The sequence below is a fragment of the Lysinibacillus xylanilyticus genome (assembly GCF_001183605.1).
In the GTDB taxonomy this organism is placed as follows: domain Bacteria; phylum Bacillota; class Bacilli; order Bacillales_A; family Planococcaceae; genus Lysinibacillus; species Lysinibacillus xylanilyticus.
In genome coordinates this window covers 710,182-726,808 of sequence record NZ_LFXJ01000005.1, presented here as the reverse complement: position 1 = coordinate 726,808, position 16,627 = coordinate 710,182, and the positions used below count along the sequence as shown (strand labels likewise).

Annotated in this window: 17 protein-coding genes and 1 riboswitch; of the genes, 9 read left to right on the top strand and 8 right to left on the bottom strand. The window is 36.4% G+C overall.

Features of this window, described 5'->3' with window-relative positions; all coding sequences use genetic code 11:
- Window positions 1-60: 60 nt before the first annotated feature.
- On the top strand, window positions 61-432 hold the full coding sequence (locus tag ACZ11_RS06475; RefSeq protein WP_049664617.1) for a hypothetical protein: 372 nt from the start codon (window positions 61-63) through the stop codon (window positions 430-432).
- Between the two features lie 70 nt (window positions 433-502).
- Here the strand turns inward: ACZ11_RS06475 and ACZ11_RS06470 are convergent, their stop codons facing one another.
- Together ACZ11_RS06470 and ACZ11_RS06465 are read right to left on the bottom strand one after the other, a co-directional pair.
- The gene (locus ACZ11_RS06470; RefSeq protein ID WP_049664615.1) at window positions 503-2,236 is read right to left on the bottom strand and encodes an ABC transporter ATP-binding protein; all 1,734 of its coding nucleotides are present in this window, start codon (window positions 2,234-2,236) and stop codon (window positions 503-505) included.
- Entirely contained in the window at window positions 2,233-3,975 is a 1,743-nt protein-coding gene (locus ACZ11_RS06465) for an ABC transporter ATP-binding protein (RefSeq protein ID WP_049664614.1), read from the bottom strand. The genes ACZ11_RS06470 and ACZ11_RS06465 overlap by 4 nt, the downstream gene beginning before the upstream one ends.
- A gap of 892 nt (window positions 3,976-4,867) precedes the next feature.
- Between ACZ11_RS06465 and ACZ11_RS06460 the strand changes: the two genes are divergently transcribed.
- The 5 genes from ACZ11_RS06460 to ACZ11_RS06435 all read left to right on the top strand — a co-directional run bounded on the left by ACZ11_RS06460 (window position 4,868) and on the right by ACZ11_RS06435 (window position 9,054).
- Window positions 4,868-5,158 carry a VOC family protein gene (locus ACZ11_RS06460; RefSeq protein WP_134008512.1) on the top strand — a complete coding sequence of 97 codons (291 nt, stop codon included), beginning with the start codon at window positions 4,868-4,870 and terminating at the stop codon, window positions 5,156-5,158.
- Between the two features lie 1,120 nt (window positions 5,159-6,278).
- Window positions 6,279-6,641, top strand: coding sequence for a fluoride efflux transporter CrcB (gene crcB, locus ACZ11_RS06450; protein ID WP_049664609.1), 363 nt, complete (start codon window positions 6,279-6,281; stop codon window positions 6,639-6,641).
- Window positions 6,638-6,967 carry a fluoride efflux transporter CrcB gene (gene crcB / locus ACZ11_RS06445; RefSeq protein WP_049664607.1) on the top strand — a complete coding sequence of 110 codons (330 nt, stop codon included), beginning with the start codon at window positions 6,638-6,640 and terminating at the stop codon, window positions 6,965-6,967. Before crcB (ACZ11_RS06450) ends, crcB (ACZ11_RS06445) begins: the two co-directional genes overlap by 4 nt.
- A 30-nt stretch (window positions 6,968-6,997) precedes the next feature.
- Window positions 6,998-7,345: a hypothetical protein gene (locus ACZ11_RS06440; RefSeq protein WP_049664606.1), complete on the top strand. Its 348-nt coding sequence runs from the start codon at window positions 6,998-7,000 to the stop codon at window positions 7,343-7,345.
- A 231-nt stretch (window positions 7,346-7,576) separates the two neighbouring features.
- A riboswitch (SAM riboswitch) is annotated at window positions 7,577-7,683 on the top strand.
- 90 nt (window positions 7,684-7,773) lie between these two features.
- Entirely contained in the window at window positions 7,774-9,054 is a 1,281-nt protein-coding gene (locus ACZ11_RS06435) for a Na+/H+ antiporter NhaC family protein (protein WP_049664604.1), read from the top strand.
- 280 nt (window positions 9,055-9,334) lie between these two features.
- Here the strand turns inward: ACZ11_RS06435 and ACZ11_RS27450 are convergent, their stop codons facing one another.
- The 3 genes from ACZ11_RS27450 to ACZ11_RS06420 all read right to left on the bottom strand — a co-directional run bounded on the left by ACZ11_RS27450 (window position 9,335) and on the right by ACZ11_RS06420 (window position 11,359).
- Window positions 9,335-9,475, bottom strand: a complete 141-nt coding sequence (locus ACZ11_RS27450; RefSeq protein ID WP_134008515.1) for a DUF3951 domain-containing protein — start codon at window positions 9,473-9,475, stop codon at window positions 9,335-9,337.
- A gap of 564 nt (window positions 9,476-10,039) precedes the next feature.
- Window positions 10,040-10,717, bottom strand: a complete 678-nt coding sequence (locus ACZ11_RS06425) for a class I SAM-dependent methyltransferase (protein WP_049664601.1) — start codon at window positions 10,715-10,717, stop codon at window positions 10,040-10,042.
- A 330-nt stretch (window positions 10,718-11,047) separates the two neighbouring features.
- Window positions 11,048-11,359, bottom strand: coding sequence for an antibiotic biosynthesis monooxygenase family protein (locus ACZ11_RS06420; protein WP_049664600.1), 312 nt, complete (start codon window positions 11,357-11,359; stop codon window positions 11,048-11,050).
- A gap of 91 nt (window positions 11,360-11,450) precedes the next feature.
- Between ACZ11_RS06420 and ACZ11_RS06415 the strand changes: the two genes are divergently transcribed.
- Entirely contained in the window at window positions 11,451-12,137 is a 687-nt protein-coding gene (locus ACZ11_RS06415; protein WP_049664598.1) for an ArsR/SmtB family transcription factor, read from the top strand.
- A gap of 36 nt (window positions 12,138-12,173) precedes the next feature.
- On the opposite strand, the gene ACZ11_RS06410 is transcribed toward ACZ11_RS06415, so the two are convergent.
- A complete protein-coding gene (locus tag ACZ11_RS06410; protein ID WP_049664597.1) occupies window positions 12,174-13,064 on the bottom strand; it encodes a DMT family transporter in 891 nt (296 codons plus the stop codon).
- A gap of 163 nt (window positions 13,065-13,227) precedes the next feature.
- Here ACZ11_RS06410 and ACZ11_RS06405 point away from each other — a divergent pair, with 163 nt between their 5' ends.
- Both ACZ11_RS06405 and ACZ11_RS06400 read left to right on the top strand, forming a co-directional pair.
- The gene (locus tag ACZ11_RS06405) at window positions 13,228-13,899 is read left to right on the top strand and encodes a response regulator transcription factor (RefSeq protein WP_049664595.1); all 672 of its coding nucleotides are present in this window, start codon (window positions 13,228-13,230) and stop codon (window positions 13,897-13,899) included.
- Complete coding sequence (locus ACZ11_RS06400; RefSeq protein ID WP_049664593.1) at window positions 13,899-15,134, top strand: sensor histidine kinase; 1,236 nt, start codon at window positions 13,899-13,901, stop codon at window positions 15,132-15,134. The genes ACZ11_RS06405 and ACZ11_RS06400 overlap by 1 nt, the downstream gene beginning before the upstream one ends.
- 34 nt (window positions 15,135-15,168) lie before the next feature.
- On the opposite strand, the gene ACZ11_RS06395 is transcribed toward ACZ11_RS06400, so the two are convergent.
- Both ACZ11_RS06395 and ACZ11_RS06390 read right to left on the bottom strand, forming a co-directional pair.
- Window positions 15,169-15,723 carry a ferric reductase-like transmembrane domain-containing protein gene (locus tag ACZ11_RS06395; RefSeq protein WP_049664592.1) on the bottom strand — a complete coding sequence of 185 codons (555 nt, stop codon included), beginning with the start codon at window positions 15,721-15,723 and terminating at the stop codon, window positions 15,169-15,171.
- Window positions 15,724-16,623 (bottom strand): FAD:protein FMN transferase, encoded by a 900-nt coding sequence (locus tag ACZ11_RS06390; RefSeq protein ID WP_236690795.1) that lies wholly within the window; start codon window positions 16,621-16,623, stop codon window positions 15,724-15,726.
- Between the last annotated feature and the right edge of the window lie 4 nt (window positions 16,624-16,627).

Sequence of the window (16,627 nt, the reverse complement as noted above, 5' to 3'; positions counted from 1 at the left end):
TTCGACAAGAATAAACTGTAGTAGCTAGCTAAATCATTTCGGGAAAGGAGTTATTTATAAATGGGTGCTAAATGGATAAAGATTTCAGTCTTATATTTAGTGATTGTTTTGGCTTTTGGACTGTTTATGCATTATACAATTCAACTCGAATGGACGGCGACACACGCACACATCGGTGTAGTAGGTTGGCTGACAACTGGTTTAATCGGTTTAATTTATTCAATATATAAAGATGCAGCCGAGACAGGACTGGCCAAAGCACAATTTTGGTTCTACAATCTCGGATTACCGTTCCTCTTGGTCGGTATGATGATGGTTCATATAGATGTACCGAGCTGGTTATTTGAGCTCTTTGTATCTGGTGGCGGTATCGCAGTGGCAATTTCAGTGCTGTTCTTTTTTGTCAATGTCTTTAAAAATGTAAGATCTTAAATAGAAAGCCCCACTTTTTTCGAAAAGTGGGGCTTCATTTATACTATTCTCCCTGTAACCATTCAAATTATTATTGCAATGAATTCGCCTGCATTTGATACATTTTCTCATAAATGCCGCCTTGTGCTAATAGCTCATCATGTGTACCACGCTCAACAATCTTACCTCGATCTAAGACAAGTATACGATCTGCATTTTTAATAGTAGAAAGTCGGTGAGCGATAATGAAAGTTGTACGTCCTTTTTTCAGGACATCCATCGCATGCTGAATAATCTCCTCTGTTTCCGTATCTATATTAGAAGTAGCCTCATCTAAAATTAAAATAGCTGGGTCAAAGGCAAGGGCACGCGCAAAGGAAATTAACTGACGCTGTCCAGATGACAGTGTGCTCCCCTTCTCAATAACAGGCTCATCATAGCCATTTGGCAAGTTCGCCAAAACACGTTCCCCACCAACTGCCTTTAATGAGGTTTCTATTTTCTCTCGTGAAATTTTAGGATTATTCAGGCTGACGTTTGAAGCAATAGTACCTGTAAATAAGTATGGGTCCTGTAGAACAATACCCATATGTTCACGCATTGTTTGACGAGGAACCGAAGTGATATCAATTCCATCAATCGTAATTTTTCCTTTAGATGGGTCATAGAAACGGAACAATAAGTTCATAATAGAACTTTTCCCAGATCCTGTATGACCTACTAGAGCAATGGTTTCACCTTGGTGTGCTTCAAATGAAAGGTTTTTCAATACGTATTCATCATTTTTATAAGCAAAGGAAACTTCTTCGAACACCACATTTCCTTTGTATCTTGGTAAACTTTTTTCAGATACCGGCTCTCCGTTAATATCTAACACTTCAAAGACACGCTTTCCTGCAACAAGTGAGCGCTCAAGCTGAGAAAATTGATTGACGATATTCGTTATAGGATTAAATAATCTCGTTAAATAATCGACAAAGGCATATAATGTCCCCGCAGAAATAACTTCCGTTGCCGTAAATGATTGTGTACCAAAGTAAAAAATAAAGATCGTAAACATAAGAAGTCTTAATGTATTAACAAGGTTGAAAGATGTTGCAGAATCAAGGAAGAGCAGCTTACGTTCATAAGCATAATGCTCATTATTCATGTCATCAAATTCCTTCGTCATTTGCTGCTCACGACGGAATGCTTGAATAATCGTCATCCCTTGAATCGATTCATTAATCATTGCGTTAATATCGGCAATTTTCGTTCTAATAACATCATTATATTTCGAAGCAACTTTACGATATAAAATCATCCATAAATAAACGACTGGTACCATAGCCAATGCTAGGAATGCCATTTTCCAATTTAAAATGAAGAGTGCGATATAAACACCCACAATAGAAATTAAACTCGTAACGAAGTTTGAAAGTACTTGAACATATAAATTTCGAACAGCCTCGGTATCATTCGTTACACGGGCTACAATTTTCCCTGCTGGTAAATTATCGAAGTATTGAATTGGCAATGTTTGAATATGCTCAAATACATCCTTACGTAATTTTTGTACAACACGGTTGGCACCCATTTGTAAATAGATATACATAAAATAGCGTAAAACAGCTGTAGCTATTGCTAAAAGTAAATATACAACTAATAGCCAAGTAATTGGTTTTAATTCAATGTGGCCAATTGTCATGTAATTATCAATGATATGCTTCGCAATAAAAGGCCCAACAAGCTCCGTAAAGACGGCAATTGTTAAGAAAAATAGTCCAAGTAGTATCGGTTTTTTAAAATACATTGCATAGCGCGTTAAACGTTGACTCGTACTCATGAGGCACCTCCTTCTAGCTGCTGACGGTCAAATTGCTCTTTATACCATCCTTGTTGTACAAGAAGCTGCTCATGTGTTCCCTGCTCTACAATTTGGCCTTCATCTAGCACGATAATTAAATCGGCGTGCTGAATTCCTGATAAACGATGTGTTGTAATAATCGTCGTTTTGTCTTGTCGTTCTCGCTGTATATTTTCAATAATTCTTGCCTCTGTTTTGGCGTCTACAGCAGAAAGCGAGTCATCAAGCATTAAAATTTCAGGGTCTTTAATAAGCGCACGCGCAATTGAAACACGTTGCTTTTGACCACCTGAAAGAGATACACCCTTTTCACCAACAAGTGTTTCAAGGCCCATTGATAAATTTTTTAAATCCTTTTCAAAGTATGCTGCACGAATCGCCTGTTGCAATTCAGCCTGTGTAGCATCTTCTTTCCCAAATAAAATATTTTCACGAATAGTCCGTGAGAATAGAACATGATCCTGTGGAACATAACCAATCCAGTCAAGTAACTGCTCCTTCGTTTGTGCAGTAATATCGACCCCATCAATCGATAGTTGCCCCTCACCAATTGGATACTCGCGTAATAATTGTCGAAGGAAGGTCGTTTTACCCGCTCCTGTTTTACCAACAATCCCAAGTGTTTGCCCCTTTTTCAACGACAACGAAATTTCCTGGAGGTTTTTTACCTGACTCATCGGATATTGGAATGTTAAATCATCAAAGCCAATCGCATTCGGTGTCGCAATCGTTCGCGGATTCGAAATATTCCGAACATCCGCCTCATAGTTTAGCGTTTCTTGTACACGATCAAGAGAAGCGTTACCTTGCTGCATCACATTTATAAGTTCCCCAATTGCAAATATTGGCCAAACTGCTAGCCCCAAGTAAACATTGAACGTTACAAGCTGCCCAACTGTCATAGCATCAGTCGCTACTAGATGAGCACCATAGCCGAGCGCTACAACATAACTAATCCCAGTACCGACCTTTGTAATCGGTCCGAATAAGGCGTTAATTTTTGCAGTATGCATATTTTTTTCATACACAATCTCGCTCATCTCCGCAAAATTTGCTTCGTCCTTTTTTTCTTGTACATATGCCCGTACAACTCGCACACCTGCAACCGACTCTAGAACACTATCATTCAGCTCTCCAAAAACATCCTGCGCCTTCATATAGCGTTCATGCACAATCTTCCCTAAATATTGAATTAAGATGGCCATGATCGGCACTGGCAGCATTGCAAAAAAAGTAAGCTTCCACGAAATCATAAAACCCATGGCAAAAATAATAAAGCCCATATAGATTGTGGAATCAATCAATGTCATAATCCCGAATCCAGCAGTCAACGACACTGCGTTTAAATCATTCGTCGCACGTGCCATTAAATCTCCGGTACGGTTTTTCTCATAAAACGTCGGTGTCATGCGCAAAAAATGCTGCATAAGGTTGCGACGTAAAATTTTCTCTAGGTTAATAGCCCCTTCAAATAATCTGAATTGCCACACAAAATTAAGGGCATAACCCCCAATCATGATGCACACAAAAATCAAAATATACTTCGTTAAAAGAGCTGGTGTCATTTCTCCAGCAGTCAATATATCAATAATTGACCCTAGTAAATACGGTGGAACAACTTCTAAGCCACTTGCTATCATTAATAGCACAACAGCTACTGTATATTGCTTCCAGTATTTTTTAAAAAACCAGCTTAATTTACTTAAAACATCAAACATACATTATAACCTTCTTTCTCTAGTGCTGTTAAAGCTGTGCTACCCACTATCCATAAATATCTTGATGAAAATCATTTTTTGTACTTCGTTTCGCATACACATGCACTCCTTTTTTGTTGTCACTACAACCCTTTTTTGCAACAAAAAAGACACATACCCCAAAAAAAGAGCATGTGTCTCTTCATAAAAGGCCAGGAGTTACCCATGCCCTTTATTTGCAACGCAAAATAAAAATGTTAGAAGACATGGACAATGTATGCAGTTGTACTTTGAAATGATACTGATAAAATTAACATCGTCATGCCCTCCTTTACTTAATATTGTTATAGTGTTATTGAAGATTATCACACTTTAGAAATATTTGTCAACCAGCTCACTGTTATTTTTTACGTTTTTCAGGAAATAATTAACGCTTTAAAGCATCGAATTGCTAAAAGTGAAAATCTGGGGACGAAAAGTAAAAACAAAAAGTAAGAATTAAAAACTACAACTTTTTGTATTGACTTTAACGTCGCGTAAACCTTTATGGTTAGTTTGTATTAACCTAAAGGAGGAAATAAACATGCATGAATTTTATCAAATGCCCTTATTTGTAAAGCTAAAAGTAAGAAATATTGAAAAGTCAAAGGAATGGTATGCTAACGTAATCAATTATGCCTCGGCATAATTGCGTCAGGAATCGGCTTTGTGCTTGCACAAAGAACTCCTTTCCGATTCCTTGACATCCGCCGGAGGCTTTAGGCCAACATGATGTTGGTCACTCAGTCGTTGCCACAGGACGTGGCGTTCTTAGACTGAGTTCCTCTATTTCAGTGGGTGTTTGGACACCCGATGAAAGAAGTTAAATTTCAATTCAGTATTTGATTTTCCAGATGCTAACGGAACAACTTCAATGACACATTTGAGAGGAACAAAGTACCAAGATTTGATGTTATTACAGGCTAAAGAAGTCAACACCTCTGACTCAGTCATTATTAATTTATTCTCTAGTGATATTTACAGTATTTATCAAGCAGCACTAGATAATAAAACGCATATTATTCAACAACCGACAGTTCAACCATGGAATGCAAAAGAATTAACTTTAGAAGATCCAGATGGTTATGTTTTTACAATAACGGAAAGTGTCGATACCAATAAAGACTTTGATACTGTCATTGACAATGTTAAAGATCAATTATAGCTTCCACTATTTCAGCGGATGTTTGGACACCTGCTGAAAAGTTCTGGAAGACCCTATCGAACAAAGTCAGTTCGATAGGGTCCAAATCGATTTATCGGAACAATCTTGAGATTTATCGGAACAATCTTGAGATTTATCGGAACAAATTCTTGATTTATCGGAACAATTCCGCGATTTATAGGAACAAGTTCAAGATTTATCGGAACAATTCTGTGATTTGTCGCCTAAACTTTAATTTATTGCTCAACTTTTTTAATTTATCGCCTAACTTTTTTAATTTATCAACCAACTTTCTAAATTTATCAACCAACTTTCTAAATTTATCACCCAACTTTCTAAATTTATCACCTAACTTTAATTTATCGCCCACTTCACAAAAAAAACAAAGAACCGCTAACCGTTGCGAGACAAAAAAGGGAGTTGAGTCCAAGCAGCAACCTGTAATCTAACTACACTTTCCCCTCTCGAATAGCAAATATAGAGATTTTTGCTCACTATAACATCTATCGGTGTACTAGTAATATGCCAACGCCACAATCTCCGTCCTTAACAAGTTGAATATAAGAGACACTTACACTAAGCTGAAACGTCGTTTACTGTTTTGAATATTACTGTGTGCTTTCTAAGGCCCCAGCTCTATAACAATAATAATTATTATTATTATTATTTAGTAATTTATTATTTAGTAATTAATTATTAATTAGTAGTGGCGGTTTTTCCGCTAGCGGGTTTTCAGTCAACGGATTAACCGTTATCGGATTTTCAGTCAACCGTGTAATCGTGTGTTTGATTACTAAAGAGCTTCTGAGATAATAATTATGCCTCCTTGTTAGTTATATACATATTAAGAGATGATATGGGGACATTAACTACGAAGTATTTTGACAGGAAATATAAGAAATATATTTTTCTAAATCGACAGTTTACTAAAATAGTATTTTATAAGAAAACATTTGAATCAAAGCTGGTAAAACGGAATAAGAAATAATAAAAAAATCATGTCATTTTAAATTTGATCTCTCTTTGATATATTTGAACCCATATAACTATAGAAATATATCTAAAGTGGGTATCTCATGATACACTTTTTAATATAGAAATTTAATAAGGAGTCTTTACTTTGAAATCATTTTTAGCTGTTGGAATTGGCGGATTTTTGGGAGCCATTTGTCGATATAGCTTTGGTCTAGTACTTTCAAATAACGGTGGTTTTCCATTTGCGACACTTTGCATAAACTTAATTGGTTGCTTTTGTTTAGCATGGCTATTTACAACGTTTACAAAGCGTACGCCTATTATTTTAGGAATTGGTACTGGTTTTTTTGGTGCCTTTACAACCTTTTCGACATTCTCATTAGAAACGCTATTACTTTTACAGGATAGTAAATGGCTACAAGCCGTTCTTTATATTTTAGTGAGTGTATTTGGCGGTTTAGCTTGTGCATGGCTAGGATTTAAGCTTGCAAAGGGGCGCATCGTATGATAATTATTGGTATCGGTGGATTTTTGGGTGCACTAACAAGATTTTATCTTGGAAAATTGATTGTCCATACATATCCATGGGCAACATTTTTTATTAATATAACAGGTTCTTTTGCCCTTGGCTTTCTATTTGCATTACATCCTAGTGATTGGATTTGGCATTTTATAGGGCTTGGTTTTTTAGGAGCCTATACGACCTTTTCAACATTTGGTTTTGAGTGTTTGCAACTCTTAGAGCAAAAAAAATGGAGACAAGCGATTATTTATATATGCACTACAGTTTTATTCGGTTTACTTTTCGCGGCACTTGGCTTTTTCCTTGTATAGCAGCATTTATGAGAAACTAGAGGTGATTTTTTGACACAGCCATCCATCGAACAATTAGAAGCGCTCGAAGCTGAAATTGAACAAACACTATATACTTTAATCGACCTAGAACTAGAAGAAAACTTTCCAGAAATGAATACACGCTTTGCACAATTGCTTGCAAAGGTTCAAGCAGCTCAGTTAATTGATTATAAACTTGACGTCCTCGTTGACCCACAAGCATTTGCAACAGAAACATGTATTCTACTACAAAGTTTGATAGAGGCAAAATCTAGACCACATAAAAGGCAACGACTTCTAACGCATCGTATGATTTTAAAAATATGGCTGCGTAAAAATCAACGCTTTATGAACGAATTTTTACCACAAATGTTTTAGGCGCCCTCCAATTTTAAAGGGCGCCTTCTTTTAAGTCCCCTTTCAATTGTTATATTAAGTTTTCACAACCGTACAAAAAATTACATTTCCTCTGACCCTTGTTACTTGTTCAATTTTCCTCAATAAATTTTTCTGAATATAGCTTCAAAATAAAATTTGAATAAAAATATGTTGCAAATATCGGTTTTTTATTATAATATTTATTATTGTGAAAAAAAATAATATATTTGCTTCTTATCAAGAGAGATGGAGGGACTGGCCCAATGATATCTCGGCAGCGGAACTTATGATTAAGTTACTGTGCCAAATCCAGCAGGCAAAGGCTTGATAGATAAGAGGAGTGTTTTATAAATATAAGGCCTCTTCTTGTTGTAACAAGAAGAGGCCTTTTTTCGTAAAAAAAAAATGGACATTTTTTGGAGGTAGACATGCAGAAAGAAAATCCATGGGCACTCATCCCATTTGTTGTTTTTTTGACTTTATTTATTGGTTCAGGTGTTATTACAGGTGATTTTTACGCCTTCCCTGTCATTGTAGCCATTTCCATTTCAGGCGCTGTGGCTCTGGCGATGAATCGAAAAGAATCGTTTGCGCAAAAGGTTGATATTTTTTGCAAAGGTGCAGGAAATTTAAATGTCATGCTGATGGTTGTTATTTTTCTCTTGGCTGGGGCCTTTTCAGAAGTAGCGAAAGGCATGGGGGCAGTGGATTCCACTGTTAACTTTGCTTTATCGGTCGTTCCGCCAAACCTACTTGTAGTAGGGTTGTTCATCATTGCCTGCTTTATCTCCCTATCAATGGGTACATCGGTGGGAACGATTGTTGCACTAGCGCCAATTGGGGTTGGTATAAGCGAGCATATCGAACTTTCCATGGCTTTAGTAATGGCAGCGATTGTTGGCGGTTCGATGTTTGGCGATAATTTATCTTTTATTTCAGATACAACAATTACTGCCGTTCGTTCACAGGGCGCACAAATGAAGGATAAATTTAAGGTTAATTTTTGGATTGTGTTGCCGGCAGCTATTGTAACGAGCATTATTTTAGGTGTTATCACAATGGGTGAAACGGGACAAGTTGAGCATTTAAGTTATAGTTGGATAAAAATTGTTCCCTATGTTTTGGTTATTATTTTAGCGTTAGCTGGAATGAATGTTTTCCTTGTTCTGGCAACTGGGATTGTTCTCGCCGGGGCTGTTGGTTTAGTGGACGGCAGCTATCAATTAATGAGCCTTTTCCAAAAGATTGGCGAAGGAATGTCAGGCATGTATGAAATGGCATTTCTAGCGATATTAATAGCTGGAATGGTTGAGGTTATTAAGTTTAACGGAGGAATTGACTTTCTACTTCACCTTGCGACACGAAGAATTAAATCGAAAAAAGGTGCTGAATTTGGCATTGCTGGCCTAGTGGGCTTAACTAATTTATCTACTGCCAACAATACAATTGCTATTTTAATTGCTGGTCCGCTTGCAAAAAATATTGCTGATCAGTATGGGATTGAGCCGAGAAAGTCCGCAAGTATATTAGATATTTTTTCCTGTACGATCCAAGGAATTCTGCCATACGGAGCACAATTCCTGGCAGCCGCAAGCGTGGCCGGTATATCGCCAGTGAGCATGCTACAATACTCTTTCTATCCAATCCTTATTGGAATTTGCGGAATCATTGCTATCCTTATCGGATACCCGGCAAAAAAGACAGCCTGAATTCATTACTTAAATAATATTGAATTTACATTAAAATAATCCACTCGTTTTGAGAAAAGACTAATCAAAACGAGTGGATTTTTTATTTGAAGTAAGTCTGCAAGCTTGCTAAGTACAACTGGATTTGAACCGCAGGATATGGAACCGTGTACAGTGGTGTGAGAGGTGAGAGGTCAGAGGTTAAGTCACCCTCTTCCGATTACGGTTCCGTTAATAAAGATAAATTCTGTTTCGTTTGAATCGGTATGTAACCACTCACTTTTAAGTTGTCATGGTTTCCTCACCCATTCATAGCATCATCATATGGTGTATAGTTCATAGTAGGTACTTTCTTTTTCACAAAAACGCGATATATGGCCCGAACTAATATGCTGGAAAAAATCAGGCTTACAATAAGGGCTACGCTATTCCCAATATTCATTCACATCCTATCCTTTCTCTTCGAGTAGTTAGTAATGGTTTTCCTATTTGGCGAGTGTATCAGCATTTAATGTAGGCAACTGTATTATTTATATTTTCAGCAAACATTGAACATGATTAGATTGTAAACATAATTATTATTCCAAAACACTTAATTTCCTTAAGTTATCTCTTGAAGTTTCACTTTTTCCTTTAACTATGCTTGTGATTAATACTAATATGATTAGAAGGTTAAAAAAGCACAGAGAGTTCTGGCTTTTAATGTTATAAGCTATTTTCTTTATTCCTCAATCTGGTCGTTAGCTGAATAAATTGGTTATATAATTTCCGTTGAAAAATAAGATTAAGTCTCCAATTGCCCCAATACAAAAAAATATAAAATAATAACTTGCAATTGTCGCCTTTTTGTTAAATAGTTCCTTGAGTGCTTGAATAAACAACTCGTCAAACTTAAACCAACTTAATATCCAACTAATTAAAAGAAAACTTATAATCATCATTTCCTTTTTCTGCCCCCTGTTATATGAACCTTTTAGTAAATACATCTTTTCTGATTATTGATTTCTTAAATCTTTTGCACAACAACAGCTTTTGAAAACGGAAATGTATAATAAAATTGCTTTATTTCAACGCGATTGGAAACTGAATTCAATATTTGAATGTATTCAGCGGTTTTACTGAAATCGGAAATGACTAATCGACCATTCGGGCTTAAAACTCGCCACATTTCAAGAATCGCCTTCCTTCTTCCTTCTACACTTTTAATGTTATGGACTACGAAGTTTGAGACAACAACATCGAAACTTCCGTCCGAAAATGGAAGTTCCCGAGCGTCAGCATCCACGATGTCGATTTCTGCTACACTTTCAGCAACCATATTAGCTTTTAGTTTAGCTTTTCCATTCCCTCCCAAATCCCATTTTGACCAAACATCAGTGGCTGTCACCTTACAACCCTTTTGAGATGCTGAAATAGCTAAAAGTCCACGACCTGTTCCTACATCTAGAAGTTCATCACCTGATTTAGCTTGTGCAAGGCTCAAAATCACCTCTCTGTGTGCGATTTTGATTGTTGTTGAGTATGTAAACATCCATAAGCCCGTCACAAGACAAATCAAACCATAGCCAAATACAAACCCATTGACTGACCCAAACACACCCGATAACGTAAATACCAACCCGATAATAATTAAAAAGGCAACCCAAAATGGAGCGTCAACCCCATATCGCATGGTAATTTTCATTTCTTGACCTCCTGTCCTACCCTGCATAGGAAAAGCACTACATAGTGTTTCAATAAAATGACCCATTTGTTGCATACTGATTTTAAGTATTACCATATTATAACATAAATACCTTTTTACTAGAAATAAAATTCTTGTATAAGCCTTTATTGATTGTATGTAACTTTTCTCCATATTAGTTCAGTGGCGATTTCATGATTCTATAAGTAGTTTATGTTCATTAGATTTATTAGATTTTCTAATAGTATTGATATTATTAGTTTTTAATCGCATAAATCGCTTATGTTATTAACGTTTTGCCATGGTAAGAAAATCGTCATATTGGTACTTTCAATTCTGTATAAAAGAATAATCTTTTATAACTTGACAAATTTCCACATTATATTGCATGTACCATTTTTCTTTTCCGAATTGCTGTGCAACTAGATGTTTTGAATTTTCTCTCCACACCTGAATTGCCTCTAGTGATTCCCAATAGGATACAGTAATTCCCTTCCCATCAGCATTTCTGGCGCTTTCTACACGGATAAAACCGGGCTGTTTTTGTGCTAGTTCATCCATTACTTCTGCCATTTTGGCATAGCCTTCTCCATCCTCGACTGTTCTTTTTGATGTGAAAATTACGGCATAATATGTTTTCATAGCTATTTACTCCCACCTTTTTATGTATTATTGTAAACGATAAATACTTATACGAAAATCGAAATATGGAATGCAGAAAGGGTTGTGACGAATGGGTATTAATCCAAATATGGCTGAAATCGCTTCGCTTCTTGGAGAAACTTCTAGAGCTACGATGCTTGCTAGTATGATGGATGGTCGTTTTCATACTGCCAGTGAATTAGCTTATATGGCAGCCATTAAGCCTCAGACTGCTAGCTTTCATCTTGCAAAGTTAGTAGATGGTAAACTTGTTAAAGTAGAGAAACAAGGTCGTCATCGATATTTTCAATTAGCAGACGAAGAAATTGCTCATTTACTAGAATCCTTTTTAGCGATTTCTCCTCCACCCGAGGTACGCTCTTTAAAACAATCTAGCCAAATGAAATTATTACAGGGTGCAAGAACTTGCTATGACCATTTAGCTGGTAAACTAGGTGTTCAATTAACAGAATCATTGCTTAACGCTGGCTATTTAAAACTGGAGGAAAAACAGTTTCTCATAACAACTGAAGGCACACAATTTTTCACAGAATTCGGCATTGATTTAGATGATTTAAAAAGAAAGCGTCGATCATTTTCCCCTGCATGTTTGGATTGGAGTGAACGACGTTATCATCTAGCTGGAGCTCTTGGTCAAGGGATATTTGCACATTTATTAAATTTGGATTGGGTGACTCGTGTCCCGTCTATTCGTGCCATTAAAGTTACCGAAAAAGGAAAGGCTGGCTTTAAAGAAGTTTTTCAGTTAGATATATAAACTGGCACAGGGCTCTGTCTTCTTTCCGCGGATAGTCTATACTCGACTCTCCGCGGATATTTTTTTAGCGTTAGTTGTAAAATTGCGGTTCACTAAGTAAATACCAGCAATTATAAACAGCCCTCCTACGACTAGCGATGGCTTTAATGGTTCATCTAATAATATCCAGCCTGTTATCACGCCGAAAAAAGGAGCTAAAAACAAAAAGGCACTCGTTTTTCCAGGATCACTATTTTGTAAAAGATAATACCAGCCGGCAAATTGCACAATTGACGAGAAAATGCTAAGCCATAATAAAATGAAAACTGAATGAACATTCACCGTAAAAAATGGTTGTTCTAACACGAAACTTGCTAATAAAAGTAAGAAACCACCGAAAAGCATTTGATAGGCTGATAGCACCCATGTATCAAATAAGACACCCCATTTTTTAGCCAGTAGTGTCGCAATTGCCCAAAAAACAGCTGACAGAATACCAAAAAGAATTCCGATTTCCCCTTCAATCTGCATACCCATTGTAATCGTAACACCAATTAGCCCCAAGAAAACACCACACCATTGATACAATCGGTAACGCGCTTTCGTAAATATTGTAGCAAATATGACGACAAGCAAAGGATTCGTAAATGTTAGAATAGAGGATTCACTTGCTGTAATCGTCCGTAGGCTTAAAAAAATACAGCCCATCACACCCGCAGTTTGAAATGCTCCAATTACTAAAATTTTCATCCAGCCTTCTTTTGAAGTTAGATGAGGTCTTTTTAACGCGAACACGACGACAGCCATCATTATCCCTGCGAGTATAAAGCGAAGTGCAGCCAATAATAGTGGAGATGCATAAGGCAATGCCAATTTAACAATGGCAAATGAAGATCCCATTAAAAATGTCGTTAAAACTAACAATGCTGTAAATTTATAAATATTCATTATTTGTCCCCCTATTTCTATATTTAAGAACATTATAGATAGGAAAAACTTCAACTCTTATCGAAGTATGGAATACATATAGCGGAGGAAGGAACTTTTTTCAGTTTCATTTCATTTTTTAAGCGTATACTTAGTTGAATATTGTAAATAGGAGGAAGCTGCCTTGAAAATATTACTAGCAGAAGATGATGCACGTTTAAGAAGAAATATCGTTCATATTTTAAAGAAAGAATTTCACAATGTGACTGAAGCGGAGAATGGCCAGGAAGCGCTAGACTATACGCTTACAGAGCAATATGATCTTGTTATTTTAGATTGGATGATGCCGCACCTTAGTGGACTTCAAGTGTGCCAGCAGCTACGAAAGACTGGGTTCAATGGTAGTATTTTAATGCTAACAGCGAGGGACGATACAGAGGACATTATTAAAGGCCTTGATAGTGGCGCAGATGATTACATAGTGAAACCATTTAAAATAGAGGAACTGTTAGCAAGAGTTCGCGCATTACTAAGAAGAAAAGATAAAGTGATAGAACAGGTCATCCAGATAGATCAATTGCAGCTGAATGTAGATTCCCGTGTGTTTTTGTACAATAATGAAAGTATTGATCTAACTAAAAATGAATTTTTACTTTTGGAGTATTTATTTATCAATAAAGGTCGTGTACTAACTAGGGAACAAATTTGTATTTATATTTGGGGCTACGATTACGATGTATCGAATAATTCCTTAGATGCTTTAGTCAAGCTTGTTCGAAAAAAAATTGATGATAGTCAATCTAAATCGCGTATTCAAAATGTTAGAGGGATTGGCTATAAACTGAGGGAAGACTAATGTTTCATAAAACGAAAAAAAAATTATCCTTTTTGTATGCAACGCTTTACTTTTTGCTATTTTCACTATTCGTTATTGTTCTATACTTTTCCCTCGTAAAATTAATGGAAAATCAACAAATAAACGAATTAGAAGACTTTTATGTTCGGCAAGAACACGATTTCTTTGAACATGTTAATGCCAACACTAAAACTTTAAGCTATGATCCAAATCGCAGTTTTTTTTACTATATTTACACTAAAGATCATAAGTTTGTCCATGGTGACGAATCTTTCAAGGGACTGAAAAATCAGCTTGAAAAAGCGTTTGGCAATAGGAATCCAGATGAGGACCTCGTACAGCATTATGAATGGCAGGAAGATCATTTTCTACTTCTAAAAAAGCCAATTCTCAACAACGATACGGTAGTAGGCTATATTTTCGTTGGTAAATCTGTGACGTCACAGCATCATTTTTTTCAAATGACAAAGTATTTATTAGTATTATTAACATGTATTTCAACTGTCTTAATCGGTCTACTGGCTTATTATATGGCTGGTAAAGCGATGGTACCTATTCAATGGTCATTCGATAAACAAAAAAAATTCGTTTCCGATGCATCCCATGAATTACGAACACCACTAAGTATTTTTTATAGTTCACTTGAAATTTTAGAAGTTGAAGAAGAAAAGCACTTAAGCCCTTTTGGAAAGGAATTAATTGCGGATTTAAAAGATGAGGCTGAAATAATGAAAGAGCTCATAGAGAAACTACTGTTCTTAGCGAGACACGATCAGCAGCAGGTTTCCATTCAAAAAGAAACCATACCATTATCAACTTTACTCCAAAAAGTAAACACGAAATTCCAAAGAATTATGCCTCCTGAAATCCAGTTTTCTACTGAAATCCAAGAAAACATCGAGCTGCTTGGTGATGCTTCAAAGATACAAGAGCTGCTCTATATTCTTTTAGACAATGCGATAAGATATACAAATAGTGGAACAATAACGCTTGCGCTTTTAAAAAATAAAGACTCTGTAAAAATCACTGTTGCCGATAGTGGTATGGGTATGATTGAACAGGAATTGCCTTTAGTGTTTGAGCGATTCTACCGAAGTGATGCCGCTCGTCAACGAAATGGCACTGGCTTAGGCCTGGCCATAGCAAAAGCAATAGTAGAGCAACATGATGGTAAAATTTCCGCGACAAGTAAAGTAGATCAAGGAACTACATTTCATATTGAATTCCCTATATAAGAAACGGGGCTTTTTAAAACAGCCCCGTTTCCTTTTAATTATTGTGTGGCGTTGAAATATTTACTTTTTTCACGAACTGGCTTATTGTTCTCGCAACCAGTATTAACATGGTAATCCCCCCAGAAACTACATAAAACATAATAATCAACGTATTTTCTGTATCCGTTCCAATTAGTACTCCATGAGCAAGTGATAATGCCCATGCCGGTAACACAAGAAAGTGTAGCTTTTTCCATAACGAGCGATTCATTGTTCGAATCCATAAATCCGATGTCATGATTACCATTAAAAATAAATAAAATGCTATTGTTCCAAGTGCCGATGGTAGAGACTGATATTTAGCAGAGAACGGAATTAAAATCCCTATTATACTATAAGGCTCATAATGATCGATTAAAAGGACTAACATATGCGCTATTACGGTGATTAATCCTAGCCATCCCGCATTTTGATGTATATGGTAAATTAAATTTTTATGGGATTTGGCAAATGATGATTTTCTCAACAAACCAAATATAATGGAAATTGTGAAGTAAAAATACGCTAAAAGCCCTAATAATCGAATCCATTCCCACGTACTGATAATCATTTATTGCACCCCCGTCATCATCCAATTTGATGCTTGCCCTTCTTTAACAACAAAGCGGGCACTCTGTTGGCAATTATTTTCGAACCATTGCTGCAATTCACCCTCATCCATAAGAAAGCAAAGTTTCGCACCAACCTCTGCATCACATAAAGAGGACGTTACGACTGAAGCTTGCAATACTTCTGTATTGGCGATTTCACCTGTTTGTCCGTTTAATAAATGATGTTTCTTCATCGTTCCTTGCACCCAGCTTCGATAAACTCGATTGGATGTAGCAATTGCACCTGTTTTCATTTTAATCGAGCTAATTTCCTTGTCGATTTCCCAGGCATCTGCAACACCGATTGTCCAGATCTTTTCCCCAGAAGACCACATTTTCATATCCCCTCCCCCGTCTATTAGTCCATATTCGGGAGATACCTCTTGCTCAAGCCATTTCGCCAATTTTTCAATGGCATACCCTTTGGCAAATCCACCCAAATCAATTTCCTCCGGTGCTACCTTCATCACTTGCTCATCGCCTAGAAATTGAAATGGTTGATCTGCAATAAGAGGTTTGTTTTGAAATGTCTTACTTTTAGCTGCATCAAATGGGAAAGATTGATTGTAGCCATGCTGTTCTAATTGGCGTTTAAGATACGGTGAGAATAAACCATTGGAAAGTTGATAATGTTTATCCGCTTGCACTAAACAATCATAAAGTAACGAATTAATGCGTAGCGTTTCTCCAATTTCTAAATCATTAAGTTGTGATAATTCATTATTAGCTTGAAACCTTGACCATTCTTTTGCTACATATTGAAGCCATTTCTCCGCTTTTTCTTTCCATACGAAACGAACATCTTTTGGCATAGCAATATAAAAATCAGTGTTCATTATTTGTAAAGATAGTGTATCCACACGA